This is a genomic window from Mycobacterium sp. KBS0706 (assembly GCF_005938675.2).
In the GTDB taxonomy this organism is placed as follows: Bacteria; Pseudomonadota; Alphaproteobacteria; order DSM-16000; family Inquilinaceae; genus Inquilinus.
In genome coordinates this window covers 1-25,150 of record NZ_VCCH02000105.1, presented here as the reverse complement: position 1 = coordinate 25,150, position 25,150 = coordinate 1, and the positions used below count along the sequence as shown (strand labels likewise).

General features: G+C 66.8%; 24 protein-coding genes. 17 read left to right on the top strand and 7 right to left on the bottom strand.

From position 1 onward, the window contains the following. Positions 1-156: 156 nt before the first annotated feature. Positions 157-864, bottom strand: coding sequence for a GntR family transcriptional regulator (locus FFK22_RS35015; protein WP_138892594.1), 708 nt, complete (start codon positions 862-864; stop codon positions 157-159). 96 nt (positions 865-960) lie between these two features. Between FFK22_RS35015 and FFK22_RS35010 the strand changes: the two genes are divergently transcribed. The 5 genes from FFK22_RS35010 to FFK22_RS34990 all read left to right on the top strand — a co-directional run bounded on the left by FFK22_RS35010 (position 961) and on the right by FFK22_RS34990 (position 6,342). Further along, the gene (locus tag FFK22_RS35010; RefSeq protein ID WP_138892593.1) at positions 961-2,100 is read left to right on the top strand and encodes a mandelate racemase/muconate lactonizing enzyme family protein; all 1,140 of its coding nucleotides are present in this window, start codon (positions 961-963) and stop codon (positions 2,098-2,100) included. Positions 2,101-2,136: 36 nt separating this feature from the next. After that, a complete protein-coding gene (locus tag FFK22_RS35005) occupies positions 2,137-3,381 on the top strand; it encodes an extracellular solute-binding protein (protein ID WP_138892592.1) in 1,245 nt (414 codons plus the stop codon). Positions 3,382-3,449: 68 nt separating this feature from the next. Further along, positions 3,450-4,556 (top strand): enolase C-terminal domain-like protein, encoded by a 1,107-nt coding sequence (locus FFK22_RS35000; protein ID WP_186002832.1) that lies wholly within the window; start codon positions 3,450-3,452, stop codon positions 4,554-4,556. Continuing rightward, positions 4,553-5,497 carry a carbohydrate ABC transporter permease gene (locus FFK22_RS34995; protein ID WP_138892590.1) on the top strand — a complete coding sequence of 315 codons (945 nt, stop codon included), beginning with the start codon at positions 4,553-4,555 and terminating at the stop codon, positions 5,495-5,497. Before FFK22_RS35000 ends, FFK22_RS34995 begins: the two co-directional genes overlap by 4 nt. Further along, positions 5,497-6,342 carry a carbohydrate ABC transporter permease gene (locus FFK22_RS34990; protein WP_138892589.1) on the top strand — a complete coding sequence of 282 codons (846 nt, stop codon included), beginning with the start codon at positions 5,497-5,499 and terminating at the stop codon, positions 6,340-6,342. Before FFK22_RS34995 ends, FFK22_RS34990 begins: the two co-directional genes overlap by 1 nt. A 27-nt stretch (positions 6,343-6,369) precedes the next feature. Here the strand turns inward: FFK22_RS34990 and FFK22_RS34985 are convergent, their stop codons facing one another. Continuing rightward, entirely contained in the window at positions 6,370-7,467 is a 1,098-nt protein-coding gene (locus tag FFK22_RS34985; RefSeq protein WP_221939083.1) for a transcriptional regulator, read from the bottom strand. On the opposite strand from FFK22_RS34985, the gene FFK22_RS34980 reads away from it, so the two are divergent. The 6 genes from FFK22_RS34980 to FFK22_RS34955 all read left to right on the top strand — a co-directional run bounded on the left by FFK22_RS34980 (position 7,457) and on the right by FFK22_RS34955 (position 14,724). Beyond that, a complete protein-coding gene (locus FFK22_RS34980; protein WP_138892588.1) occupies positions 7,457-9,352 on the top strand; it encodes an ABC transporter substrate-binding protein in 1,896 nt (631 codons plus the stop codon). The two genes, FFK22_RS34985 and FFK22_RS34980, sit on opposite strands and share 11 nt — an antisense overlap. Before the next feature lie 67 nt (positions 9,353-9,419). Then, positions 9,420-10,424 carry an ABC transporter permease gene (locus FFK22_RS34975; RefSeq protein WP_138892587.1) on the top strand — a complete coding sequence of 335 codons (1,005 nt, stop codon included), beginning with the start codon at positions 9,420-9,422 and terminating at the stop codon, positions 10,422-10,424. Next, the gene (locus FFK22_RS34970) at positions 10,424-11,293 is read left to right on the top strand and encodes an ABC transporter permease (protein WP_138892586.1); all 870 of its coding nucleotides are present in this window, start codon (positions 10,424-10,426) and stop codon (positions 11,291-11,293) included. The genes FFK22_RS34975 and FFK22_RS34970 overlap by 1 nt, the downstream gene beginning before the upstream one ends. After that, the gene (locus FFK22_RS34965) at positions 11,290-12,300 is read left to right on the top strand and encodes an ABC transporter ATP-binding protein (RefSeq protein WP_221939082.1); all 1,011 of its coding nucleotides are present in this window, start codon (positions 11,290-11,292) and stop codon (positions 12,298-12,300) included. Before FFK22_RS34970 ends, FFK22_RS34965 begins: the two co-directional genes overlap by 4 nt. After that, on the top strand, positions 12,297-13,142 hold the full coding sequence (locus tag FFK22_RS34960) for an ABC transporter ATP-binding protein (RefSeq protein WP_138892585.1): 846 nt from the start codon (positions 12,297-12,299) through the stop codon (positions 13,140-13,142). The genes FFK22_RS34965 and FFK22_RS34960 overlap by 4 nt, the downstream gene beginning before the upstream one ends. Before the next feature lie 31 nt (positions 13,143-13,173). After that, positions 13,174-14,724 (top strand): alpha-N-arabinofuranosidase, encoded by a 1,551-nt coding sequence (locus FFK22_RS34955; protein WP_138892584.1) that lies wholly within the window; start codon positions 13,174-13,176, stop codon positions 14,722-14,724. Positions 14,725-14,910: 186 nt separating this feature from the next. Here the strand turns inward: FFK22_RS34955 and FFK22_RS34950 are convergent, their stop codons facing one another. The 4 genes from FFK22_RS34950 to FFK22_RS34935 all read right to left on the bottom strand — a co-directional run bounded on the left by FFK22_RS34950 (position 14,911) and on the right by FFK22_RS34935 (position 19,157). Continuing rightward, positions 14,911-15,807 (bottom strand): NAD(P)-dependent oxidoreductase, encoded by an 897-nt coding sequence (locus FFK22_RS34950; RefSeq protein ID WP_138892583.1) that lies wholly within the window; start codon positions 15,805-15,807, stop codon positions 14,911-14,913. Between the two features lie 113 nt (positions 15,808-15,920). After that, the gene (locus tag FFK22_RS34945; RefSeq protein ID WP_138892582.1) at positions 15,921-17,078 is read right to left on the bottom strand and encodes a mandelate racemase/muconate lactonizing enzyme family protein; all 1,158 of its coding nucleotides are present in this window, start codon (positions 17,076-17,078) and stop codon (positions 15,921-15,923) included. 152 nt (positions 17,079-17,230) lie between these two features. After that, on the bottom strand, positions 17,231-18,214 hold the full coding sequence (locus FFK22_RS34940) for an aldo/keto reductase (protein WP_138892581.1): 984 nt from the start codon (positions 18,212-18,214) through the stop codon (positions 17,231-17,233). A gap of 124 nt (positions 18,215-18,338) precedes the next feature. After that, complete coding sequence (locus FFK22_RS34935; protein WP_221939081.1) at positions 18,339-19,157, bottom strand: FadR/GntR family transcriptional regulator; 819 nt, start codon at positions 19,155-19,157, stop codon at positions 18,339-18,341. A 435-nt stretch (positions 19,158-19,592) separates the two neighbouring features. Here FFK22_RS34935 and FFK22_RS34930 point away from each other — a divergent pair, with 435 nt between their 5' ends. The 6 genes from FFK22_RS34930 to FFK22_RS34910 are packed head-to-tail and all read left to right on the top strand — an operon-like array spanning position 19,593 to position 24,665. Then, on the top strand, positions 19,593-20,879 hold the full coding sequence (locus FFK22_RS34930) for a sugar ABC transporter substrate-binding protein (protein WP_138892580.1): 1,287 nt from the start codon (positions 19,593-19,595) through the stop codon (positions 20,877-20,879). Between the two features lie 10 nt (positions 20,880-20,889). After that, the gene (locus FFK22_RS43405; RefSeq protein WP_186002831.1) at positions 20,890-21,543 is read left to right on the top strand and encodes a carbohydrate ABC transporter permease; all 654 of its coding nucleotides are present in this window, start codon (positions 20,890-20,892) and stop codon (positions 21,541-21,543) included. Beyond that, the gene (locus FFK22_RS43400; RefSeq protein ID WP_186002830.1) at positions 21,432-21,806 is read left to right on the top strand and encodes a carbohydrate ABC transporter permease; all 375 of its coding nucleotides are present in this window, start codon (positions 21,432-21,434) and stop codon (positions 21,804-21,806) included. The genes FFK22_RS43405 and FFK22_RS43400 overlap by 112 nt, the downstream gene beginning before the upstream one ends. After that, on the top strand, positions 21,803-22,687 hold the full coding sequence (locus FFK22_RS34920) for a carbohydrate ABC transporter permease (protein ID WP_138892578.1): 885 nt from the start codon (positions 21,803-21,805) through the stop codon (positions 22,685-22,687). The genes FFK22_RS43400 and FFK22_RS34920 overlap by 4 nt, the downstream gene beginning before the upstream one ends. A 10-nt stretch (positions 22,688-22,697) precedes the next feature. Beyond that, on the top strand, positions 22,698-23,867 hold the full coding sequence (locus tag FFK22_RS34915; protein ID WP_138892577.1) for a mandelate racemase/muconate lactonizing enzyme family protein: 1,170 nt from the start codon (positions 22,698-22,700) through the stop codon (positions 23,865-23,867). A gap of 51 nt (positions 23,868-23,918) precedes the next feature. Then, positions 23,919-24,665 carry a hypothetical protein gene (locus FFK22_RS34910; RefSeq protein WP_221939080.1) on the top strand — a complete coding sequence of 249 codons (747 nt, stop codon included), beginning with the start codon at positions 23,919-23,921 and terminating at the stop codon, positions 24,663-24,665. Between the two features lie 254 nt (positions 24,666-24,919). Here the strand turns inward: FFK22_RS34910 and FFK22_RS34905 are convergent. Next, a partial coding sequence (locus FFK22_RS34905) for a transposase (RefSeq protein ID WP_186002829.1) occupies positions 24,920-25,150 on the bottom strand: 231 nt, incomplete at its 5' end.

The window sequence follows — 25,150 nt, the reverse complement described above, 5'->3', positions numbered from 1 at the left end:
CGCTCCGCCCGTGCAGCCCCGCCGTGCCGCGGCAGCGGCTTAGTCCTATGGCGCACCTCGGCACTCCGGCCGACGGGGCCCGCTCAATTCGTTGTGGGGCTCGCTCGAGTTGGAGCACTCGAGGCGCGCAAGGTTTCCAAGCAGTTGACCTGTGATCTATAACCCCATAGCCCGCTGGATCGCTTGCGTCAGGTGCGCCTTGAGCGCGGCCTCGGCCGCGTCTGGATTCCTCGCCAGGCAGGCTTCGAAGATCTCCAAATGCTCCGCCACGGTCCGCCGCACCTTCGCCGCCGAGTAGGCGTAATGGTGATCGAGACGGATCAGGCGGATGTAGTCCTGCGTCTGCAGGAACGCCTTGCGGAGAAGGGGGTTGTCGAGCGCGTCGATCGCGCCAAGATGCAGGCTCAGGTCGACCTCCTCGATCCGGCGCGCGAGCTCGCGATCGACATCCGCTCCTTCCACCCAGCCGATGACCTCGCGGTGCTGCCCGATCATGGCCTCGATCCGGCCGCGCGGCGCCGTCTCGGCAAAGTGTCGGACGGCGGGCGTCTCGAGGAAGAGGCGCAACTGGTAGGAATTGCGGACCAACGCCAGGTCCGGCTTGGCGATCTCGATGCCCGCTCGGGCCCGGATCGTCACCAGCCCTTCCGCCTGCAGCACTTGCAGCGCCTCGCGCAGCGGCCCCAGAGGCGAGCCGACGATCTCGACCAGCTCCGCCTGCGACATGAAGGCGCCGGGCTGGAGCCTTCGCTCGAACAGGGCCTCCTTGAACCGCTCATAGGCGACGCGGCTGAGATTGAGTGCGCCCTCGGGGCGAAGCGTCGAAGGGTGTTCGTCCGATAGCCGTTTCGAGGGGATGGCCATTTGCCTGATGATTCAATTGCCGCATATAGAAATATCTGTTATCGAAGTTGATATATCAATAGCCGTCATTCAAGGCGGCGTGCGGAGGAGCCCGGCATGCGGCTGACCGACTTCACTCTGACCCGCTTCCAGTTCGCCCGCGATCGGGTGATCGGAGACAGCCAGGTTCGCATCACCCAGGCGCATATCGGCGTGATCGAGTTGCGCACCGACGACGGGCGCACCGGCACGGGCTTCTTCCACAGCCTGTTTCATCCGCTGCCGGCGCTGGCGGAGATCGAGCGGATCTTCGCGGAGGAGGCTTGGCCCGGCCTGGCAGGGCAGGCGCCGGCAGGGCTGATCCACCGCGTCAGCCGGCCGCGCGGCGGCAACAATCGCCGGACGTCGCTCGCCTTCGAAGAGGCTGTGGCCCAGGCGCTGTGGGACCTCGCGTCCCAGGAGGCCGGCCTGCCGCTCTACCGATACCTCGGCGGCAGCGATCCCAGGGTACGGGTCTATGCCAGCGGCCTCGATTTCCATCTGACCGACGACGAATACGTGTCCCTGTTCCGGCAGGCGCGGGACCAGGGCTATCGCGGCTTCAAGATCAAGGTCGGCCATCCCGACATCGAATGGGATCTTCGGCGGCTGGCGCTGGTGGCCGAGATCGCGAAAGGCCACGGGCCGATCATGGTCGACGCCAACGAAGCCTGGTCGCCGAAGGAGGCGATCCGGCGGCTCGACCATTTCCGGCGCGCGGGCTTCGACATTCTCTGGGTCGAGGACCCCTGCCTGCGCGACGACATCGACGGCCTGCGGGAGATCCGGCTGGGCGCGCCGCATGTGCTGGTCAATTCCGGCGAGTATCTCGACCTGCGCGGCAAGCGGCGGCTGCTGGAAGGGCGCGGCGCCGACCTTCTCAACATCCACGGCCATATCGGCGACGTGATGAAGGCTGGCTGGCTGGCGGCGGAGCATGGCATCCCCGTGACGCTCGGCAACACATCGCTGGAGATCGGGGTCCATCTGGCCGCGGCGCTGCCCGAGGCCGATTGGCTGGAATACTCGTTCCAGAACTACAACCACCTGGTCGAGGAGCCGATCGTCCTGCGCGACGGCTATGCCTTCGCGCCGGACCGGCCGGGCCATGGCCTCGTGCTGTCAGCACGGGCCCGGGCTGGAGCTGCGCCGAAGGTGCTGCGGCCGGAAGAGCTGCCGCCGGCCCCGGCATCGACGCCGATCCGGCTCTCGTCCTGACCAGATCCAAGAACACAAAGCAGGGGAGGACACGTCATGCTCGTCGATCGGCGCACATTGCTGCGCACCGCCGCGGCCGTCCCGGTCCTGGCGCTCGCGCCGCGCCTCGCCCGGGCGGCAGCGGAAGGCCGCATCAACTACTGGCACCACCTGACCAGCGAGAGCGAGTTCAAGGGGCTGGAGGCGGTGATGGCGCTGTTCCAGCAGCGCTATCCCGGCATCTCGCTGACCCAGGAGAACATCCCGAACCCGGAATACATGTCGAAGATCACCGCGGCGGTGGTCTCGGGATCGAAGCCCGATACGGCGATGGTGATCGCCGAGCGGGTCAACGACATGGTCGGGATGGGCGGGCTGATCGACATCACCGACCGGATCAAGGGCTGGGACAAGGCGGCGGCATTTCCGGAAGACCGGTGGACCGGGGCGAGCGTCGGCGGCAAGATCTACGGCGTCCCAGCCTTCACCTTCGTCGACTGGATGTACTACCGGAAGGACTGGTTCGACGAGGCGGGCATCAGCGGGCCGCCGAAGACCATGGCCGAATTCCAGGGCGCCGCGATCAAGCTGACCGATCCGGCAAAGGGGCGCTATGGCTTCGGCCTGCGCGGCGGGGCCGGCGGCTACCAATACGTGGTCGACATGATCGAGAGCTTCGGCTCGCCGATCGTGGTCGACGGCAAGCCGGCGATGGACAAGCCCAAGGCCGTCGAGGCGGTCACCTTCCTGTCGGAGCTGTTCACACGCCACAAGGTCTGCCCGCCCAGCGCCCCCAATGACAGCTACCGGCAGATCATGGAGGCGTTCAAGACGGGCCAGACCGCCATGGTCTGGCACCACACAGGATCGCTGGCGGAGATCTCCGGCGCGATGAAGCCGGGCCAGTTCATGACCGCGGTGCGCCCGGCCGGCCCGGCCGCCCATATCGCGCGGCTGACCTACCTGTTCAACGGCCTGATGTCGGACGCCAATGCCGATGCTGCCTGGGCCTGGTTGACCTTCTGGGCAGAGCCCGACGCGGCGATCGCGTTCCTTGAGCAGACCGGGTACTTCCCGGCCTCGCCGCAGACGGCATCGGACAGCCGCATCACCGGCAATCCGCTGTACGGCGCCGCGGTCGAGACGACCAAATTCGGCCGCCTGCCGCCCAAATTCATCGGGTCCGCGGGATGGAACGACAACGTCGTGCTCCCCGAATTCCAGAAAGTGCTGGTCGGCCGCAGTACGCCGGAAGCCTGCGTCGACGCCCTGATGGCCGGCCTCGAGGCGGCCCTGCAATAGCGGCCGGGGCAGGGGCGGCAGCCCTCCCGCAGCACCGCTTTACGCCGCAACTTCGAGGGAGGCACAGCATGCGCATCGAGGACATCCGTTGCTGGGTGGTCGAGGCCGAGCACCCGGCTCATCCCTATCGCTGGCGCCAGGGGTTGGCCGGGTCCGGCGACGGCACCCCGGCGGACCGCAAGCCGCTGAAGGCCGTGATCCGCATGGACACTGATTCAGGCATCACCGGTGCGATCGAGGTGGCGAGCGCCTGGGGCGCGATGAGCCTCGTCGACCGGCGGCTGAAGCGCCTCATCGGCGAGAACCCGCTCCTGACCGAACGGCTGTGGACGCTGATCTGGGAGATCGACCGGATCGAGGAGATCCCGATGCCGCATCTCGGCATCGTCGACCTGCTCGCCTGGGACATCAAGGCGAAGGCGGCCGGAATGCCGCTGCACCAGCTGCTCGGCGGCCATGACCGGCGGGTGCGGGCCTATGCCTCCACGGTCACCTGGGATTCGATGGGCGAATACGAGCGGCACATCAAGGCGTGCATCGACGCGGGCTTCACCGCCTTCAAGCTGCACGCCTGGGGCGACGCGAAGCAGGATGCGGTGCTGTCCCGCAACCTCCGGCGCTGGGCCGGACCCGACGCGGATCTGATGTTCGACGGCTCGGCCGGCTGGGACTACGTCACCGCCCTGCAGTTCGGCCGGGTGCTCGAAGCGGAAGGCTTTCTCTGGTACGAGGAGCCGATGCGGGAGTTCGAGCTCGGCTCGTACCGCAAGCTCTGCGACGCGCTCGACATCCCGGTCCTGGCGGCGGAGACTTCGGATGGATGCCACTGGAACATGGCCAGCTGGATCCAGGCCGGCGCTCTCGACATGGCGCGGACCAGCACCTTCTACAAAGGCGGCCTGACCGGCGCGATCAAGATCGCGCATCTGGCGGAGGCCCATGGCATGCGGGCCCAGGTGCACGGGATGGGCCTCGCCAACGCCCAGCTCTGCGCCGCCATCCGCAACAACGACTATTACGAGCAGCTGGTGATCTCGAGCGAACAGATCGCGGGCCTGGGCAGCCTCGGGCCCCTGGCGATCGAAGGCGGCATGCTCACGGTCTCCGAGGCTCCGGGGATCGGCTTCGACGTCGACTGGGAGCGGATCGAGGCCACCTGCGTGGCGCGGGCATGACGGCGCTCGACCTGCCCTCAGCGCCGACGCCGGCGCCGTCCCGCCGGCTCGGCCCGCTCGGCCGGCTGTCGGAGAGCCGGCGCTGGGCGTATTACCTGCTGCTTCCCAGCCTGGTGCTGATCCTGGCGGTCGTGCTGTATCCGACGCTGTGGGGCATGGTGCTCAGCGTCCGTGAGATGCGGCTGAACCGGGTCGACCTCGGAACCGGTTTCGTCGGCCTCAAGCACTATATCGCGCTGGTCCATGATCCGGTGTTCTGGCTGTCGCTGCAGAACACAGTCGTCTGGGTCGCGGGGGCGGCAAGCGGCGAGCTTCTGCTCGGGCTTCTGACGGCGCTCGTGCTCAACACCAGCCTGCCGGGCTTCCGCGTGTTCGGGATCATGGTGCTGCTGCCCTGGTTCCTCCCGAACGTCGTCGCCGGGCACATGTGGGCGCTGATGCTGGATCCGCGCCTCGGGGTGCTCAACGACATCCTGGTGCGGATCGGGCTCCTCGGCAGCTACAAGGCGTGGTTCGCAGATCCGGACATGGCGATGTTCGCCGCCATGGTGGTCGAGGTCTGGCACGGATTCCCTTTCTTCGCGCTGCTGCTGCTGGCCGCCCTGAAGGGAATCCCCGGCGACCTCTACGAGGCGGCGGCGACCGACGGCGCCGGGCTGTGGCGCCAGTTCGTCCATATCACTCTGCCGCAGCTGCGGGTGGTGATCGTGGCGACCGTGGTGCTGCGCGTCATCAGCCTGGTGAACTCGCCCGACATCCTGCTGATCCTGACCGGCGGCGGGCCGGGCCGCTCGACGCAGGTGCTGTCGCTCTATGCCTTCCTGAAGGCGAACAAGGAATTCAACTTCGGCTACGCCAGCGCGCTGTCGGTGGTCATGTTCCTGCTGCTGATGGTGTTCAGCTACGCCTATGTGAAGCTCTCCAACGCGATGAGGGACTGATGCTTCGCAGCCGTTCCGCCCGGCGCCGGATTCATGTCCTGCTGTGCTATGCCGTCGCCTTGTCGATCGTGGCTTTTGCGATGTTCCCGGTGCTCTGGGCGCTCCTGACCTCGCTCAAGCCGGAGGCGGACATCGTCACGGCGACGATCCAGTACATCCCCGACAGGGTGACGTTCGAGAACTATGTCGCAATCTGGACGCGGTCCAACTTTCCGACGCTGATCGCCAACAGCGCCGTCGTGACGCTGACGACCGTGGTTATCTGCGTCGTGATCGGGACGCTCGCCTCCTATGCCATCGCCCGCTATCGCTTCCGCGGCCGGCGCGAGCTGATGCTGTTCTACCTGGTGGTGCGGATGTTTCCGGCGGTGATGATCATCGTGCCGCTGTTCATCCTGATGCGGAGCGTCGGCCTGCTCGACAGCCGGCTCGGGCTGGCCCTGGCCTACACCACCTTTCTGCTGCCGGTCTTCATCTGGATGATGAAGGGCTTCTTCGATGCGGTGCCGTCGGAGCTGGAGGACGCCGCCCGGATCGACGGCGCCTCGCGCATCGGCGCGATGCTGCGCATCGTCCTGCCGCTCGTGGCCGGCGGCCTCGTCGCCACCGCGGTCTTCGTGGCGATCGGCGCCTGGAACGAGTTCCTGTTCGCGCTGATGCTGACCACCAGCACCGGGTCGCGCACCTGGCCGGTCGGGCTGCAGCTCATGGTCGGGGAATTCCAGTTGCCCTGGGGGGCGCTCTCGGCCGGGGGCATCATCAGCATCGTGCCGGTCGTCGTGCTGTTCGCGGTCGTCCAACGGGCCATGGTTCGGGGCCTGACGGCAGGGGCGGTGAAGGGCTGAGCGCACAAGCCGAGATCGGCGACGCCGTCACGTCCGCAGGCGCAGGCGCATGACGATGTCCTGATCATGGTTGCCGAAGCCCCGGCCGAAGATGTTGAGGCCGCCCGGGTGCTCGGCATTCTCGTCGATGCCGACCCGGAGGCGGATTGCGTGATGGTCGTTCAGGCGGAGCTGGTCCAGCGTCACGTCGGAGGCTCGGCTGCCGTCGACGAACGCCCCGTCATCGGTGACACGCCAGGTGACGAGCTTGCCATATTGCGAGCCGGCGAGCTTCCACCATCGCGGCGTATAGCGGCCGCGGATGTCGCCGTAGTCGCCCGGCGACGTCCAGGTCGCGACGGCGACATGGTTGATCCACAGCGTGATGTCCGAAGGCCAGTCGCTGTTGGTGCCGGGCACCTCCGACGACAGCTCCATGGTGACCTCGAGCTGTTCGATCGCCTTTTCGACCACCTTGGCGTTGTTGGGGAATTTGTATTCGACGAAGCCGCGGCCGAACCAGATCAGGGACGCCTTCATCCGGTTCGGGTCCAGGAAGTGGTCGGGGACGTCGAGCAGGCCCAGCACGCCGTCCGTCGAGCACAGCCCGCAGGGCGCGCTGACCTCGCAGGTCGTGTAAAGGCCGATCGGCATCGCCACCTCGATGACCTGGTCGCCTTGTAGGGCATCCGGATCGTCGAGCCGGACCGTGATCTCGTCATAGAGGGCGGAGCAGACCTTCTGCTGTCCCTTGCTCGCCTTCACGGCCTCGGTGCGGATCAGCTCGGCGCGCTCCAGCTTCTGCACATTGATCGCGACCGTGGACTGCGGCAGGTCCAATTCGCTGCTGATCTGGTTGACGTTCAACGGCCCGCGCTGCCTGAGAAGCCGGAGCATGGCCAGGCGGACGGGGGAGGCCAGCGCCTCCAGCGCCTCGCTGCCGTCACCGGCCATCAATGTCAGCAAACGGCGCTGCGGGACGTCCATTGCGCGATCATCCTTCGGAGAAGCGGAGCACGGTAACACGATGTTCATATCAGCATGAATGATACATATCAAAATGATTGACGAACAATCTGATTGACGCTTCACTCCTGGCGAGCCGGCCGCAGAACCGGTCAGAAAGGGAGAGCCTATGCGCGCCATCAAGTTGCTCGTGCTCGCCTTGGCGAGCCTCGTCGCAAGCACCGTCGCGGCATCCGCCCAAACCACGATCTCGGACCTGCCGCGCCGGGAGACGCTGATCCTCGAAAACCCGGAAGGGACGATCAAGAATCCCGGCTGGTTCAATATCTGGGCCATCAACGCCGGCGGGCAGTATACCGGCCTGCACCAGCTCGCCCTCGACACGCTCTGGTACATCGATCCGGAGCGGGGGCTGGACGGGTCCTGGCAGAATTCCCTCGCGGCCGAGAAGCCGATCTACAATGCCGACTTCACCGAGATGACCGTGAAGCTGCGGCCGGGAATTTATTGGAGCGACGGCGTCGAGTTCACCGCCGACGATCTCGTCTACACCGTCGAGACGCAGATCAAGACCCCGGGGATGCGCTGGAGCGCCTTGCTCTCGCTCAATGTCGACAGCGTGCAGAAGGTCGATCCCCAGACGGTGGTCTTCAAGCTGAAGAAGCCGAATTCGCGCTTCCACGCGCTGTTCACGGTGCGCTTCAACGCTATCTGGATGATGCCGAAGCACGTCTTCGAGAAGGCGCCCGATCCACTGCGGTTCGACTTCAACAAGCCGGTCTCGCTGGGCGCCTACACGCTCAACAGCTACGACCCGGACGGCAAGTGGTTCCTGTGGCAACGACGGGATGACTGGCAGCGCACCACGCTCGGCCGCTACGGCGAGCCCGGACCGAAATACGTCGCCTATGTCGACCCCGGCCCGCCGGACAAGCGCGTCATCGCCCAGCTCAACCACGACCTCGACGTGATTCACGACGTCGCGCCGGAGGGGATGTTCACCCTGGCCAAGCAGTCGAAGTCGCTGAAGACCTGGTTCAAGGGCTTCCCCTTCGGCCATCCCGATCCGACCCTGCCGGCCGTGATCTTCAACCTCCAGAATCCGGCCTACCAGAACCGCGACGTGCGCTGGGCGCTGGCACTGCTGATCGACATCCGGGCCGTCGCAATGGCGTCGTATCGCGGCGCCGCGACGATCTCGGCCATCGCCGTCCCGCCCACCGGCACCCATCCGGACGACTATCACAAGCCGATGCAGGACTGGCTGGCCGGCTTCGAGCTCGACACCGGCAAGGAGAAGATCAAGCCGTACGACCCGACCATGGGGCAGCAGATCGCGACGATGCTGCGGCCATCCATGGGCGACCAGATCCCGACCGACCCCGCCGAGATCGCTCGCTCCTTCGGCTATGGCTGGTGGAAGCCCAACCCCACGGCCGCGGCTGAGCTGCTCGAGCGGGCCGGCTATGCCAAGCGCGGCGACGCCTGGTACACCCCGGACGGCAAGCCCTTCTCGATCAAGATCATGGTCGAGGGCGACTCCCGCCCGGTGATGACTCGGGCCGGCACGATGATCGCCCAGCAATGGCGTCAGTTCGGCATCGACGCCAAGATCGACGTGGCGCAGGGCACCAACATGCTGGACCGGCGCGGCGCCGGCGATTTCGACACCTTCATCGGCTGGAGTGTCGAGACCTATGGCGGCCACCCCGATCTCGCCTTCTTCCTCGACAGCTGGCATTCCCAGTTCGTCGCGCCGGCGGGCAAGACCCAGTCGCCGCGCAACTGGCAGCGTCTGCAGAGCCCGGAGCTCGATAAGCTGATCGAGCAGATCCGGACGGTGTCCTTCGAAGACCCGAAGACGGTCGAGCTCGGGCGCGACTACGCCAAGTTCATGGTCCGCGAGATGCCGATCATCCCGCTGATGGCCTACAACGTCTTCACGGCCATGGATACGACCTACTGGACCGGCTACCCGACGGCCGAGGACCCCTACACCGATCCGGTGCCGAACTGGGGCAATTCGCGCCTGATGATGGTGCGCCTCAAGCCGACCCAGCCCTGATCCCTGCGAAAGCCCCGCGGTGCCCGGAGGGTCCGGGCGCCGCGGGCAACCCGAGGGTCGGAGACATATGAAGCCCTTTCTCGCCTATCTCGCCAAGCGGCTGCTGCAGTTCGCGGTGGTCGTCTTCATCGGCGTGAACATCACCTATGTGATCACGCATGCGACACCGATCGATCCGGTCGAGCAGAGCGTGACCGCGGCGACCTCCTTCGGCGTCACCAGCCCTGAAGCGGTCGAGATGATGCGGGCCTCGCTGCGCGAGCTCTATGGTCTCGAGGGATCGCCGGTCGAGCAGTATCTGTCGTTCTGGCGGCGGGTCGTCGTCGGCGATTTCGGCCCGTCGCTGTCCGCCTTCCCGACCCCGGTCTCCACCCTGATCTGGCGGGCGATGCCCTGGACCGTCGGGTTGCTTCTCGCCTCCACCCTCATGACCTGGATCATCGGCAACCTGATCGGCGGGCTCGCCGGCTACTACCGCCGGAACCGCCTGCTGAAGCTGGCCGGGATCGTGTCGATGGGGGTCCATCCGATCCCGTACTACATCGTCGCCTTCGTCTTCCTGATCCTGTTCGGCTTCGTCTGGCCGGTGCTGCCGATCACCGGCGGCGCCAGCATGAACGTCAATCGCGAGGACAGCTTCGGCTTCGCCCTCGACGTGCTGCTGCACTCCATACTGCCCAGCCTGTCGCTGATGGCGGTCGGCATCGGCGGCTGGTTCATGGGCATGCGGGCGCTGGTGTCCAACATCGTGACCGAGGACTACGTCACCTATGCCGAGCTGGCCGGCGTCGGCCGCCGGCGGATCCTCGGCTCCTATGTCATGCGCAACGCGCTGGGGCCGCAGGTCACCGGCCTCGCGCTCAACCTCGGCGCGATCTTCAACGGCGCCATCATCACCGAGCAGGTGTTCGGCTACCCCGGCCTCGGCTCGCTGCTGATCAGCGGGGTGCACGCCGGCGACTACAGCCTGGTGCTCGGCATCACCTCGGTTTCGATCATTGCGGTCTCGGCCGCGGTGCTGGTGATCGACCTCCTGTTTCCGCTGATCGATCCGCGCGTGGAGGTCCGCTGATGCAGGTCCTCGCCGTCCTTCGGGACCTCGTCCGCTACAATCTCGAATTTGCCGCGGGCCTGGTCCTGGTGGGGCTCGTGGTGGCGATGGCGCTCTTGTCCTTCGTGTCGCCATACCCGCCGCTCGACGTCTATGTCGTGGCGCCGGACGTGCCCCCGTCATCGGAGTATTTCTTCGGCACGACCTCGCGGGGGCAGGACGTGTTCTGGCAGCTCACCCTCGCAATCCGCAACACGCTCACCTTCGGCGTCGTGGTGGCGGTGCTGAGCCGGATCATCGCGCTCCTGGTCGGGCTCATCGCCGGCTATAAGGGCGGATGGATCGACCGGGTGCTGATGTCGATCAACGACACCTTCGTCGTCATCCCGCTCTTCCCGATCCTCGTCTTGTTCTACTTCATCATGCGCGATGCGATGAGCTGGGTCATGCTCGCGCTGATCACCGCGGCACTCGGCTGGGCCTATGACGCGCGGCTGATCCGCGCCATGGCGATGAGCCTGCGGACCCGCGAATTCACCAACCAGGCCTATTTCTCGGGGGCGAGCACCGGCCGGATCCTGGTGCAGGAACATTTGCCCTTCGTCCTGCCGATCGTGTTCTCGACGACGATGAACAACATCAACTGGTCGATCGGCATCGAGGTCACGCTGTCGGTGCTCGGCTTCACCGACATCAACACGCCGACCATCGGCGGCATGATCTACTGGGCCAACCAGCACACGGCGCTCGTCGCCGGCGTGTGGTGGTGGATCGCCTTTCCGGTGGCCCTGGTGGTGATGCTGTTCATCGGGCTGTTCCTGCTCGCGATCTCGATGAACGAGTACATCGATCCGCGCAGCCGCCTCGCGCGCATGGGGGGCGGCGCATGAGCCTGGCACCGCTGCTCCAGGTCTCGGGCCTCAAGGCCTATTACCAGATGCGCTTCTTCGGCGTGACCCGCGAGGTGCGCGCCGTCGACGACGTCAGCCTCACCATCCGCCGCAACGAGATCTACGGCCTTGCCGGGGAATCCAGCTCCGGCAAGACCACGCTGATCAAGACCATCGCCCGCGCGATCCGCCCGCCGCTGAACGTCGTCGGCGGTTCCGTCACCTTCGACTTCCAGGACGGCCGCCGGGATGTCTACGCGATGTCTCCGGCCGAACTCGACGCGATCCGCTGGAGCCGGCTGTCCTATGTCAGCCAGGGTTCGATGAACGTGCTTAATCCGGTCCGAAAGATCCGGCATAGCTTCGTCGACTTCGCCGCGCGCCACCTTGGCGGCACCCGGCAGGCCTTCTTCGCCGCGGTCTCGGCCCATCTGCGGCGGCTGTCCCTCGACCCGAAGGTGCTCGACGCCTATCCGCACGAGATGTCGGGCGGCATGCGCCAGCGCCTGACCATCGCGCTCGCCACCATCTGCCGGCCCGAATTCATCATCGCCGACGAACCGACCACCGCGCTCGACGTCATCGTGCAGAAGGGCGTGCTGGCCATGCTGCGCGAGGTCCAGCAGGAGATGGGCTCCTCCATGCTGTTCGTCACCCACGACATGGCAGTGCATGCCAACCTCACCGACCGGCTCGGCATCATGTATGCCGGCCGGCTGGTGGAGGAGGGGCCGACCGCCCAGATCTTCCAGCGCCCGCTCCATCCTTACACGGCGCATCTCATCTCGAGCCTGCCCCGGCTCGGCGACGATGTCCGAAAGACTGGCCTGCCGGGGGCGCCACCAAATCTGGCCGACCCGCCGGCGGGTTGCCGCTTTCATCCCCGCTGCCCGCTAGCGGTAGCGCGTTGCCGCGAGACGGCGCCGCTGCTGGATGAGCTCGAGCCGGGGCATCGCGTCGCCTGCCATGTCGCCAAGGCCAGGGCCAGCGGGGCGGCCCTGTCATGACCACCCTCCTAGAGGTCCGGCAGGTCAGCAAGACCTTCAGGTCGGGAGGGCTGTTCGGGCGCCATGTCGTGCAGGCCGTCGACAGTGTCGACTTCGCCCTGACCAGCGAGCGGCCGGAGATCTTCACCATCATCGGTGAGTCCGGCTCGGGCAAGTCGACGCTCGCTCGGATGATCCTGAACAGCGTGCCGCCGAGCGCAGGGTCGATCCGGTTTCGCGGCCGCGACCTCGCGGCCATCCGCAGCCGCCGCGACCGGCTGGCCTTCATGGCCGAGGTGCAGCCGGTGTTCCAGAACCCCTTCGAGGCGTTCAACCCGCTGAAGCGGCTCGACCGCTACCTGTACATGGCGGCGCGCCGGTTCTGCGGCGCCAGGGCGCGCGACGAGGTCGAGGCCCGGGCGGATGCGGCGCTGCGCAAGGTCGGGCTGTCGCTCGCCGAGGTCCGCGGCCGTTTCCCGCACGAGATGTCGGGCGGGCAGTTGCAGCGCGTCGCCATCGCCCGCGCGTTGGTGCCCGAGCCGGCGCTGGTGGTGGCGGACGAGCCGGTGTCGATGATCGACGCCTCGCTGCGCATGACCATCGTCAACATGTTCCGGACGCTGCGCGACGAGTTCGGCGTCTCGATCATCTACATCACCCACGACCTCGCCACCGCCTACACCATCAGCGACCGGCTGATCATCATGGAGCAGGGCAGGGTGGTGGAGAGCGGGCCGGCCCGCGCCGTGCTCGACGCCCCGAGCCACCCCTATTCCATCCGGTTGCTGCAGGCGGTCCTGCCCATCGGCGACGCCTGGCGCGACGAGCGTCCCGCCGAACCCAGGCCCCAGCCGGCGGCCTGACTGTTTCCATCTTCCCTTCCCGGAGTCCTCCATGCAGACCGTCAAGGTTTCCATCGACCGCAGCTTTGCCATCGGCGAGACCGACCCTCGCCTGTTCGGCGCCTTCGTCGAGCATCTCGGGCGCTGCGTCTATGGCGGTCTCTACGAGCCAGGCCACCCGACCGCCGATGCCAAGGGCTTCCGCCGCGACGTGCTCGATCTGGTCCGGGAGCTGGCGCCGACCATCATGCGGTATCCGGGCGGCAACTTCGTGTCCGGCTACGACTGGGAAGACGGCGTCGGCCCGGTCGACAAACGCCCCCGCCGGCTCGACCTCGCCTGGATGTCGAAGGAGACCAACGCTTTCGGCACCAACGAGTTCATCGACTGGTGCCGGGCGGCCGGGATCGAGCCGATGCTCGCGGTCAATCTCGGCACCCGCGACGGCGATGCCGCGCGGCGGCTCGTGGAATACTGCAATTTCCCCGGCGACACCGAGCTCTCGGACCTCCGCCGCGCCCATGGGTGGGCGGAGCCCCACGGCGTCAAGTTCTGGTGCCTCGGCAACGAGATGGACGGCCCCTGGCAGATGGAGACCAAGACCGCCGAGGAGTACGGCCGCAAGGCAACCGAGGCGGCCAAGATGATGAAATGGGTCGATCCGTCGATCGAGCTCGCCGCCTGCGGCTCCTCCGGCCGCACCATGCCGACCTTCGGTTCGTGGGAGGACACGGTGCTGGAGCACACCTTCGAGCATGTCGAGTACATCTCGCTCCACACCTATCTCAACGACTATGCCGGCGACACCGAGGCCTTCCTCGCCAGCCCGGATCTGATGGACTCCTTCATCGACGAGGTCGTCGCCATTGTCGACGCCGTGGCCGCGCGCCGGCGCTCGTCCAAGCGCATCATGCTCAGCTTCGACGAGTGGAACGTGTGGTACCGCACCCGCCGCCGCAGCGAAGGCCGCACCAAGCTCGGCTGGCCGGTGGCGCCGGAAATCCTGGAGGAAGTCTACAACATGAAGGACGCGCTGGCCTTCGGCGGGGCCTGCATCTCGCTGCTCAACCACGCCGATCGCGTCCGCTGCGCCTGCCTCGCGCAGCTGGTGAACGCGATCGCGCCGATCATGACCGAGACCGGCGGCCCGGCCTGGCGGCAGACGATCTTCCATCCCTTCGCCGATTTCAGCAATCTCGGCCGCGGCCGGGTGCTGCGGGCGCAGGTTGCGTCGCCGACCTATGCCGCGACCTATCACGACCCGCGCGGCACGGCCGACCTGGCCTTCCCGCTGCCGGCCGTGCCCTATGTCAAGTTTGCCGCCGTGCATGACGAGGCGGGGCGGACCGTGACGCTGTTCCTGCTCAACCGCCATCTTGACCAGCCGATGCCGGTCGACATCGACATCCAGGGCTTCGGCGCGCTCGAGCAGACGCAGGCAACGGAGCTGCGGCACGACGACCTCGCCGCCACCAACACCAAGGAGGCGCCGGACCGTGTCAAACCGGCCCCGCTGGCTGGGGTGCGCGTCGATGGCACTCGCCTCCTCGCCACCCTTGCGCCCGCCTCCTGGAACGTGATCCGGCTGGCTGCATCTGAATAGCCCTAGCCTTGAGGCGCGGAGAGCCGGAGCTCGGCTCTCCGGCCCTTTTCATCCCGTAGCCCGATGGTGTGTCGTTCCCATCGGGCAGCCGTGCCGGACAAGACGATCAGCCACCAGGGTGCCTCCGGCTCCAGCCAGGCCAAGGCTGCGCCCCACTCATCGAACCGACCGCCAAAAGCGATCGGGTCATGGCCGGGATACGAGACGGCGCCAGCTGTATTCCTCTTTGAAGCCCAGAACGTCTCGCGCCTTCCTGTTGCTCAGCGGCGCTTCGAACCCGTCGAGAGGGCGCGTCACCGGCGTCTGCGGGGCGTGCTTTTCGAGAAAGGCCGCCGTGGGCTCGTCAGCGATGATCTCGTCATTCGTCGCGTTGAAGACCTGGAAGCCAAGCCCGTCCTTCTCGATGCAGAGATGGACGATCTGGGCAAGGTCGCGAACGTCGACATGGCTCCAGGCGTCGCGTCTGCGGGCAAGCGGTTCGGCGAGATCGCCGTGGAAGCGTCCGTAGTCCTCGGGCAGAGTCACGCTTCCGATCCGCAGCGCGTAGATGTCGGCACCGCTGCGCGAGGCAAAGGAGCGGGCCATCTTCTCGCCGACGACCTTCGAGAGGCCGTAGCTGTCCGTCGGATCGGTGTCGTGGCTCTCATCGACCGGGAAGCTGCCGAAGTCCCGTTCACCTTCGGCGAAGCAGACGCTGTAGACGGTCTCGCTCGAGGCGATGATCACCTTGCGGATGCCGAGCTTGGTCGCCGCCTCCAGCACGTTGTAGGTCGACAGGACATTGGTCGCGAACATGGTGTTGTCGGGCACCATGAAGATGCGAGGAATCGCGGCGAAGTGCACGACAGCATCGACGGAGGCCCGGCCGGCCCCCGCGAAATATTCCTCGAACCCATAATGCGTCGAGAGCGCATTGAAGGTTTGCCCACTGTCGGCGAGATCGACGATCAACGTGTTCACGCCGGGCAGGTCGAGCGGCACGCGATCGAGGTTCAAGACCTGGTGACCGCGCCGCAGCAGATAGGGGAGGGCGTGCCGGCCGACCTTGCCGCTGCCGCCGGTGAAGATGACCCGCTTGCCCATAGCTCTTCCTCCCTGTCACGCGCTGTCGCCCTGCACGGCACCGGTCGACGCCGTCTTCTACTTGCGTAGGCGCCGTCTGACGCAACTGGCCGCGATCAGTCGATCCCGTCCCGTCAATCGAAGATGCCGTATCCGGCAACGGCATGCCTGCGCACGCCATCCATATCCAGCTCGACGCCGATGCCCGGCGTCTCGGGAATGCGGATATGCCCGTTCTCGACGATCGACTGCGCGCCGTTGGGCAGCTTGACATAGCTGTCCCAGACGGCTCGCTCCTCGAGCGCGTGCCATTCCAGCACGAGAAAGTTCGGGACGGCGGCGCAGGTGTGGCAGGTCGCCATCGTGCCGATCGGGGTCGAGACGAGGTGCGGGGCGAAGGGCAGGTAGTGGATCTCGGCGAGATTCGCGATCTTCTTGCTTTCGGCGAGCCCGCCGCATTTCGGCACGTCGGGCATGATCACGTCGGCCACCTGCTGCTGCATCATCTCGCGGAAGCCCCAGCGCATATACAGGTTCTCGCCGACGCAGATGGGCGTTCGGCTGCGGGCGCGGACCTGGCGAAGAGCGTCGACGTTCTCGGCCGGAATCGGCTCTTCGAGCCAGAGAAGGTTGAAGGGCTCCATCTCCCAGGCGATCCGGCAGGCGCTCGGCACGTCGTAGCGGGCGTGGAGGTCGATGCAGAGATCGATGTCGGCACCGATCGCCTCCCGCACCGCCTGCACCCGCTCCACCATCGTGCGGATCTCGGCGGCGTTCGCCGTATGGTTCATCGCATCGAACTTTGCCGGGTGTCGCAGATTGTCGATGTCGAACTTCAGCGCGGTGAAACCCTCGGCGACCATCCGTTTCGCCCGCCCGGCGCAGCCCGCCGGCGATCCGGCCGCATCGTCGCCATCGCCGCAATCCGCGTAGAGGCGGATCCTGTCGCGGTACCTGCCACCCATCATCCGGTACAGCGGCTGACCGGCCGCCTTGGCCGCAAGGTCCCAGAGCGCGATCTCGATGCCGGACAGCGCGATCAGGAACACGCCCGACTGCGCGCCCGAGAAGACATGCGCGCGGCGCAGCTTGTCCCAGCAATATTCGACATTGCGCGGATCCTCGCCGATCAGCTCGTGCTTCAGCTCCGAGATGAGGCCGACGATCGCGGCGGCGCCGGCGTCCGGATTGGCCTCGCCGATGCCGTAGATGCCTTCGTCGGTGTCGATCCGGACCAGCGTGGCGTGCCCGTGATAGGCGACAACCGCGGTCTTGATGTCGATGATCTTCATGAACGTCTCCCTTGGCTGTTGTCGCTCGCGGGCAGGCGTCGCCCATGCCGCGCCTGTGGCGGCGCGCTGCCTGCCGGTATGGGGCCGGAGGGGCCGGGCCCGCCGCCTAAGCGAGGCGGGGGGCGCGGAGGATGGACGGGCTCTCGCGCCCGTCAGCGGGCCTGCTGCCTCGGGCGGTGGTGCCGGGTCCAATATCCGAACATGTCGCCCTTGTCCGCGATCTCGGCCCAGAGCGGCTTGGCGAGGCTGTCGATCGCGGCGACATCCTCGGGCGCGATCGTCCAGCCGACGCTGGCCGCGTTCTCCTCGATCTCGCGCACGGTCCGCGCGCCGAGCAGCGGCGAGCTGACGCCCGGCCGGCTCGTCAGCCACTGGACGGCGAGTTGGGGCACCGACTTCCCGTATTTCGCGGCGATCGGGCGCAAGGCGTCGATCACGTCGACCGCCTTCTCGTAGATGCCCGGCTGGAACAGGACGGTGGTGGGGCGTTCGTCGCCCTCGGCGAATTTCGTCTCGCGGGAGAGCGCCCCGGTCAGCAGCCCCTGCGCGAGGCCGCTATAGGGCATGATCCCGATATCGTGGCTCCGGCAATAGGGCAGGACCTCCGCCTCGATCTCGCGCCAGAGCAGGTTGTAGGGCGGCTGCAGGACGTCGATCGTGCCATGGGCGCTGGCGCTCTCGATCTCCTTCACCCCGAAATTCGAGACCCCGATGGCGCGGATCTTGCCCTGGGCGCGGAGCTTCTCGAGCGCGGCCATCGTGTCGCCGATCGGGTAGTCGGGGTGCGGCCAATGGATGAAGTAGATGTCCACATAATCGGTCCCGAGGCGCCGCAGCGACCCTTCGAACGCCTGGAGGAGATCGGCGGGGTCGAGGTGGTTGGGGGCGACCTTGGTGGCGACCACCGCCTTGCCGCGGCGGTCGGCCAGGGCCTTGCCGAGCACCTCCTCGGAATGGCCGCCGCCATAGGCCTCCGCCGTGTCGATGAGGCTGACGCCGAGCTCGAGGGCGCGGTGGATCACGCGGACCGACTCGGCGTCGTCCGCCGCCCCCCAGAACGCGCCGGACATCCCCCATGTCCCCAGCCCGATCTCCGAAACCGACACGGATGACGACCCCATACGCCGCTGCTGCATGTCTTCCTCCCGCAATGGCGGCCGATATCCTCCGGCCGAGGCTCCCAGAGCGTATATACTTATTAGCTTATCTGACAAGCGGGTGGATTTGATCGGGACCGGAATCGGCCGGGTGTCCGGCGGCTCAGTGCTCCGCCGACAGCGGCTCGTCGATCAGGAAGTTCGCCTTGTTCGCCTCGAGATGCACGCGCATCGCGGCCTCGGCCCGCTTCGGGTCTCGCGCGGCGAGCGCCTCGTAGATCGACCGGTGCTGCTCGGTGGCGATCGGCAGGGCGCGCGGAGCCTGGTTGCTGATCCGGCGGGCTGCCGACTGCCACCAGCGCGACGAGAACATGAAGCGATCGAGGATGCGGTTCCGCGTCGCCCGGCAGATCTCCATGTGGAATTCGAGGTCGAGCTGGATGTAGCTGTCGGGGTCGCCATGGGCGCGCGACATCTCGTCGAGAAGAGCCCGAAGCCGGCTCAGATCCTCGTCGGAGAGGCTCCGGGCGGCCTCGGCCGCGATGGCCGGCTCCAGGATGACGCGCGAGTCATGCAACTCCAGCAGCAGCTCCCGGACCTGCTCTCGCGGCAGCCACTCGATCAGCAGGGGGCTGAGATAGTCCCATTCGGCGATCGGCCGGACGGTCACCCGGCGCCCCTGCGCGATCTCGACCATGTCGAGGGAGCCGAGGATCTTCAGCGCCTCGCGCGCGACGGCGCGGGAGACGCCGAACTCCGTCAGGATCTGGAGCTCCGACGGCACGAGCCCGTCGGGGAAGGCGTTGCTGGCGATCCGCTGGATCAGCAGGCCGGCGATCTGGATCGGCAGCGTGCGGAGTTGGACCCTGGCTTTCGGCGGCACGCTGTCAGGCTGGCCGGCCGGGCCCGGCGCATGGGGGTCGGTCTCGCCGCGCGGCCCGGGGGCGCCACGCTTTTCCGCCTCCTCAGCGTCACTGCCCATGCCTGTCTTGCCTTCCGTTGCCTTCACCGTCGAGCCCGTCGCCGCCGCGCTCGTCCCGCCAATCTTCATGATGCAAGCCGGCTCCTGCAACAATCCGTCGATGAGCCGGGACTGCGGTGCAGCCGCTTCCCGCGCCGGATTGAACGGATCCGCGCCTGCCGGCCAGAGGCCCTATTGACCTACGTCGGCTCCAAACGGTAGCATTTACTTATCAGACGAGTCGATAAGTAGATAAGAGCTGCTGCGTGCGGCCATCCGGACTCGTGCTGCCCTCGCAAGGTGGGAGGACCAATGCGAACCCGAGGACATCCGCGGACTTTGCACCGTCCGACGCGCTGAACCGCGCTCGCCGCGCGATCGCGCCGGACATCTCGTCATCACCGGAAGGAAGAGCGCGGTCCGTAGAACCATCAACAATGCCAAGGGAGGGAACGAATGCCTTTCACGGTCTCAAGACGCCGGTTCCTGGGCGGCTCCGCGGCAATGCTCGGCGCCACCACGCTTTCCGCCCCGCATATCGCGCAGGCCGCGGCCGGAGACGAGATCCGGGCCCTGCTGATCACCGGCGGCCCTCTCTACCCGAAATACTGGGAGAAGATCGTCGCCGACTTCACCCAGAAGACCGGGATCAGGGTCAAGTACGACCTGCTCGAATTCACGCCGTTGACGACGAAGGTGGTCACCCTTGGCGCCGCCCGCAGCGACCTCTATGACGTGTTCAGCACGCACACGGCGCAGATCGATTCCTTCTTCAACTACTTCGCCCCGCTGAACGACTATTTCTCGGCGGATGAGCTGAAGGATTTCTATCAGGTTGGGGTCGACTATCTGATCTCCCCCAAGATCAAGGGCCTCGCGGCCATCCCGCGCAACATGGACTCCCGGACGCAATATTATCGGTCCGATGTCTATGCCGAGCACGGGCTGAAGCCGGCGGCGACCTGGGAGGAACTGGTCGACGTCGGCCGGAAGCTCACGGGGAACGGCTATTACGGCCTCGTCGTGCCCGGCCAGGGCGATCCGGCGCAGCGGACCTTCAGCGACCTGCTGTGGCAGGCCGGCGGCGACTGGGTCGACGAGACCAACAAGCCGTCGTTCAATGCCGCTCCGGGCATCGAGGCGCTGACCTACTATCGCGACCTGATCCACAAGTGGAAGGTCGTGCCGCCGGACGCGGTCTCCTATCAGTGGAACGAGAACTCGACCCAGTTCTCTTCGGGCGCCGCCATGGCCACCTTCGACTGGCCGGGCGCGTTCGCGACGCTGTCCAACCCGGAGACGTCGAAGGTCGTCGGCAAGTGGTCGACCGCGCCCTACATCCGGAACAAGGCGGCGATCTCCTGCGCGATCTCGCACGCCATGGCCCTGAACAGCCTGTCGAAGCGCAAGGACCCAGCCGTCGCGTTCATCAAGCATACGGTGAGCCCGGAGGCGCAGCTGCTGAACTTCAACGAGTTCTCGAACTTCCCGAGCCGGGTGTCGGTCGCGAAGCAGGTCGTGGCGAAGGCGAGCGGTGCCCAGGCGGAGTGGCTCGCCCAGCTCGAGCAGACGATCGCCACTGGCAAGGAATGGCCGAAGCTGCCGGGCTTCTCGCGGGTCTGCACGCTGATGTTCGCGACCATCGAGCGGGCGCTCAGCAACCAGGCCACGCCGGAGGACGCGCTCAACCAGGCCGCCGCCGAAGCGCTGCAGATCATGACTCAGGCGGGGGCCTACGACTAGCATGACAGCCGTGGCCCGACCGGCGGGGTGGCGGTGGCGGGGATCGCCGCTGGCCCCGTCCTGGCGAACAGGCTACCTCCTCGCGAGCCCGGCCCTGATCGCGATGATCGCGATCCTGATCTACCCGCTGGGCTACTCCTTCGTGATGAGCTTCTACCGGTGGGACCTGTCCGCCCCGTCGCAGAGCTTCATCGGCCTGTCGAACTATCGCGACATGCTGACCAATCTGGGCCTGCAGCAGTCGCTGAGGGTCCAGCTGGTCTTCTCGGTCCTCACCATCAGCATCGAGGTGGCGGCCGGCATCGGCGTCGCCGTGCTGGTGAACGGGCGCCTGCGCGGCCTGCGGCTCGCCCGCACGCTGCTGCTGGTGCCGCCGATGATCGCGCCGGCCGTTGTCGGCCTCAATTTCCGCTGGCTGTTCAACGGCCAGTACGGCTTGGTCAACGCCGTGCTGCGCTTTCTCGGCCTGCCAGAGGCGCCCTGGCTGTCCGACCCCCACTGGGCGCTCGCCTCGGTGATGATCGCCGACATCTGGCAGAACACCCGCTACTCGTGCTGCTGTTCCTGGCCGGGCTGCAGTCGCTGCCGCAGGATCCGATCGAGGCGGCGAAGGTCGACGGCGCGTCGCCCTGGGCGATCTTCCGGTACATCACCCTGCCGCTGATGCGGCCGGTCATCATGATTGCGCTGATGCTCCGCATCATCGACACCTTCCGGACTTTCGACGTGATCTGGCTGATGACGCAGGGCGGGCCTGGCGGCGCGACCAATCTGATCACCGTCAACGCCTACCTCCTGGCCTTCCAGGGCGGGGCGTTCGGCCATGCCGCGGCCGTCTCCTATATCGCGCTGTTCCTCTCGCTGCTGCTTCTGGGAGTTCTCTACGGCGCTCCCCGGGCGCGGCGGAAGCTGGGGAGGCGATCATGACCGACGCGGTTGCCGGCGAGCCGGTCCGCGGCCGCCGCCATCGCGCGGGCGGCCGCCGGCTCCGCCTCGGCCTCGCGGCCCGCTACGCCGTCCTGCTTGGGACGATCCTGCTGACGATCTTCCCGCTGGTTTGGCTCGTGCTGACCTCGCTCCGCAGCTCGGCGGACATCTTCGCCATGCCGGTCCAGGTGCTGCCGGAATCGGTGACGTTCGGCCAGTACATCTCGGTCTTCAGCCAGTACGGGCTCGACGACTATCTCTGGAACACGGTCATCGTGTCGGTGGCGACCGTGGTGCTGGTGATCCTGCTGGGCGTGCCCTGCGCCTACGCGATTTCACGCTTCCGGCTGCCCGGGGCGAGGGTCGTCCTGACCCTCCTGCTCCTGATGCGGATGATCCCGGTGGTGGCGCTGGCCATCCCGCTGTTCGCGGTCTTCGCCTCGATCGGCCTGCTCGACACGCTGACGGCCCTGGTGCTGACCCACACCGCCTCGAAGCTGCCGGTCGCGATCTGGCTGCTGATGGGGTTCATCCAGGACGTGCCCCGGGAGATCGAGGAGTCGGCACAGATCGACGGCGCGGGCGCGCTGCGCATCCTGGTGCGGATCGTGTCGCCGCTCATCGCGCCGGGGATCGGCGCCACCGCGGTGATCACCTTCCTGTTCACCTGGAACGACCTCCTGGTCGCGCTGACCCTCTCTTCCTCCGAGGCGGCGCAGACGCTTCCCGTCGGGCTCACCAACTTCGTCTCCCAGTTCGGCATCGACTGGGGCGCGATGTCGGCGGCCGGGGTGCTGATGGTGATCCCGACCCTGATCTTCGTCTGGTTCGCGCAGGGGCTGCTGGTGAAGGGCCTGATGTCGGGCGCCGTGCGCGGCTGAGGAGAGAACAATGAAGATTACGAAGATTGTTCCGTGGCTGGTGAAGGTGGACCGCGCCTATTGGGGCGAGTACCTCTTCGTCGAGGTCCGGACGGATGAGGGCATCTCCGGCTGGGGCGAGATCACGACCACGACCAGGCCGGCCAACCGCGCCGTCGCCGCGATCCTCCGCCAGCTCAACGATCTGCTCGTCGGCGATGATCCGACCCGGATCGAGCGGCTTTGGCACAAGACCTTCCGCTCCTTCACCTATATGGGATCGCGCGGCGCGGCCTCGCATGTCGTGAGCGGAATCGACATCGCGCTGTGGGACATCGTCGGAAAGGCGCGGGGCTTGCCGATCTACGAGCTGCTCGGCGGCGCGGTGCGCGATGACGTGCTGATCTACACCCATCCGGACCAGTCGAAGTTCACCTCGAAGGACGGCGTTGTCGCCGAGATTCGGCGGATCCTGGATTCGGGGCACACGGCCATCAAGTTCGACCCGTTCCCGCCTTATGAGGGACGGTCGAGCGAACCGCATGGCTATCTCGACGGCTATCTCTCCAGGAAGGGCGAGCGCGAGGCAGCCGAGCTCACCGCGCTGATCCGGCAGGCCGCAGGGCCAGAGGTCGAGATCCTGATCGATGCGCATGGCCGCTTCGACGTGCCGACGGCGATCCGGCTGTGCCGGGCGCTCGAGGAGGCCGGCCAGATCGATTGGTTCGAGGAGCCTGTGCCGGTCGAGAGCTATCACGCGCTGCGCCAGGTGCGGGAGAAGGTCTCCGCCGCGATCTCCGTGGGCGAGAGGCTGCACACGCGCTGGGAGGTCGTTCCGATCCTCGAGAAGGAGCTGGCCGATTATCTGATGCCCGACGTCACCTGGACCGGCGGAATCAGCGAGCTGAAGAAGATCGCCACGCTCGCCGAGGCCTATTACGTCCCCGTCAGCCCGCATGACGCCAGCGGCCCGATCAATGTGACGGCCGGGGCTCATGTCATGATGACCGTGCCGAACTTCTACCGGATCGAGACCGGCGATTGCGATCTCTCGCATTACGGCAAGCTGATTGACAGGCCGGTCGACAATTCGGGCGGGCGGATTCACCTCACCCGCGAGCCCGGCCTCGGCATCACCATGAACCTCGACTATGTGCGCGCCAACATGATCGACGGCTTCGGTGACCCCGAGGCTCGCTGAGCCGTACCCCTGCCGCCGCTCCGGGCGGCCCTCCCTGTGATGGAGACGAGAGTGAGCACGATCGAGATCAAGGATATTGCACGCCCTCCGCGCGCGCTTTGCGATGCGCTGGCCGCGATCGGCACCGCGACGCTGTCGAGCGAGCTCGCGCAGCATCTCGGCATTCGCGACCCGCAGATCCGCGGGCCGCGACCGTTGAAGAAAGGCAGGACGATCGCTGGGCCGGCCCTGACGCTGCAGTGCATGCCGAAGCGGGAGGATCTCTACGGCGCCGAGGAGTATGGAAACCCCGAGCTGCAGCTGCACCGGCACGTCATGTATCCCACCCAGGCCGGCGACGTGATCGTGGTCGACGCGCGCGGCGATCTCGGCAGCGGCATCTTCGGCGAGATGATGCTGACCTTCTTCGCCGGGCGCGGTGGCGTGGGCGTCGTGGTCGACGGCTGCATCCGCGATTCGGCTGCGGCCGCCGAGCTCGACCTCGGCATCTGGGTTCGCGACGTGACCCCGAACTACCACGCCCAGACGGGCATCATCCCGTTTGCGGTGAACGTCCCGATCGCCTGCTCGAACGTGCTGGTCGTTCCCGGCGACATCATCGTGGCCGACGATGACGGCGTGATCGTCGTGCCCGTCGGATTGGCATCGAGGCTCGTCGAGATCGCCGGGCAGCACACGGAATGGGAGGAGTTTACCCGTACTTGCCTATCGCAGGGCGGCGACCTCCGGAAATATTATCCGCTCACCAAGGAGGCCGAGGCCGAGTACCGCGCTTGGCGCGACGCGCAGGGACGCTGAGGCTGCCGACCTTGGACGAGCCAGCGGAAGCGAGTCCTGGACGGTGAAGGCGCTGGCCAGAATCTCCGACATGTCCTGCTCCGGTATTGCCGCGCACTTCCGAGCCGTCGTCGGGCAGACACTATCCCACTCCTGACGCGCTGACGGATCTACCCCGCGCGCCGGCCGATCCAGCGGTATGGCGGATCGTGTCCCAGGGAGTGGTGTAGGAGTGGCGAGGTGATCACCGCGGACTCCGGCCTGGGCCGGGTCGGTCAGGCGGCCATGATCGGCAGGCTGACGAGGGGATCATCGTCGATGGCGGCGACGCTTTCCAGGGTCATGTAGCGGCAGCGCTGGACGGCCCATTCGTCGTTCTGCTCAAGGAGCAAGGCGCCGACGAGGCGGAGGATGGCGGCCTCGTTGGGGAAGATGCCGACGACTTCGGTGCGGCGCTTGATCTCGCCGTTGAGCCGCTCCAGCGGGTTGGTGGAGTGGAGCTTGCT

What these genes read in the sequence shown, in the direction of transcription:
- FFK22_RS35015 (WP_138892594.1), bottom strand. Translation starts at nt 864, where the DNA reads ATGGCCATCCCCTCGAAACGGCTATCGGACGAACACCCTTCGACGCTT.
- FFK22_RS35010 (WP_138892593.1), top strand. Translation starts at nt 961, where the DNA reads ATGCGGCTGACCGACTTCACTCTGACCCGCTTCCAGTTCGCCCGCGAT.
- FFK22_RS35005 (WP_138892592.1), top strand. Translation starts at nt 2,137, where the DNA reads ATGCTCGTCGATCGGCGCACATTGCTGCGCACCGCCGCGGCCGTCCCG.
- FFK22_RS35000 (WP_186002832.1), top strand. Translation starts at nt 3,450, where the DNA reads ATGCGCATCGAGGACATCCGTTGCTGGGTGGTCGAGGCCGAGCACCCG.
- FFK22_RS34995 (WP_138892590.1), top strand. Translation starts at nt 4,553, where the DNA reads ATGACGGCGCTCGACCTGCCCTCAGCGCCGACGCCGGCGCCGTCCCGC.
- FFK22_RS34990 (WP_138892589.1), top strand. Translation starts at nt 5,497, where the DNA reads ATGCTTCGCAGCCGTTCCGCCCGGCGCCGGATTCATGTCCTGCTGTGC.
- FFK22_RS34980 (WP_138892588.1), top strand. Translation starts at nt 7,457, where the DNA reads ATGCGCGCCATCAAGTTGCTCGTGCTCGCCTTGGCGAGCCTCGTCGCA.
- FFK22_RS34985 (WP_221939083.1), bottom strand. Translation starts at nt 7,467, where the DNA reads ATGGCGCGCATAGGCTCTCCCTTTCTGACCGGTTCTGCGGCCGGCTCG.
- FFK22_RS34975 (WP_138892587.1), top strand. Translation starts at nt 9,420, where the DNA reads ATGAAGCCCTTTCTCGCCTATCTCGCCAAGCGGCTGCTGCAGTTCGCG.
- FFK22_RS34970 (WP_138892586.1), top strand. Translation starts at nt 10,424, where the DNA reads ATGCAGGTCCTCGCCGTCCTTCGGGACCTCGTCCGCTACAATCTCGAA.
- FFK22_RS34965 (WP_221939082.1), top strand. Translation starts at nt 11,290, where the DNA reads ATGAGCCTGGCACCGCTGCTCCAGGTCTCGGGCCTCAAGGCCTATTAC.
- FFK22_RS34960 (WP_138892585.1), top strand. Translation starts at nt 12,297, where the DNA reads ATGACCACCCTCCTAGAGGTCCGGCAGGTCAGCAAGACCTTCAGGTCG.
- FFK22_RS34955 (WP_138892584.1), top strand. Translation starts at nt 13,174, where the DNA reads ATGCAGACCGTCAAGGTTTCCATCGACCGCAGCTTTGCCATCGGCGAG.
- FFK22_RS34950 (WP_138892583.1), bottom strand. Translation starts at nt 15,807, where the DNA reads ATGGGCAAGCGGGTCATCTTCACCGGCGGCAGCGGCAAGGTCGGCCGG.
- FFK22_RS34945 (WP_138892582.1), bottom strand. Translation starts at nt 17,078, where the DNA reads ATGAAGATCATCGACATCAAGACCGCGGTTGTCGCCTATCACGGGCAC.
- FFK22_RS34940 (WP_138892581.1), bottom strand. Translation starts at nt 18,214, where the DNA reads ATGCAGCAGCGGCGTATGGGGTCGTCATCCGTGTCGGTTTCGGAGATC.
- FFK22_RS34935 (WP_221939081.1), bottom strand. Translation starts at nt 19,157, where the DNA reads ATGGGCAGTGACGCTGAGGAGGCGGAAAAGCGTGGCGCCCCCGGGCCG.
- FFK22_RS34930 (WP_138892580.1), top strand. Translation starts at nt 19,593, where the DNA reads ATGCCTTTCACGGTCTCAAGACGCCGGTTCCTGGGCGGCTCCGCGGCA.
- FFK22_RS34920 (WP_138892578.1), top strand. Translation starts at nt 21,803, where the DNA reads ATGACCGACGCGGTTGCCGGCGAGCCGGTCCGCGGCCGCCGCCATCGC.
- FFK22_RS34915 (WP_138892577.1), top strand. Translation starts at nt 22,698, where the DNA reads ATGAAGATTACGAAGATTGTTCCGTGGCTGGTGAAGGTGGACCGCGCC.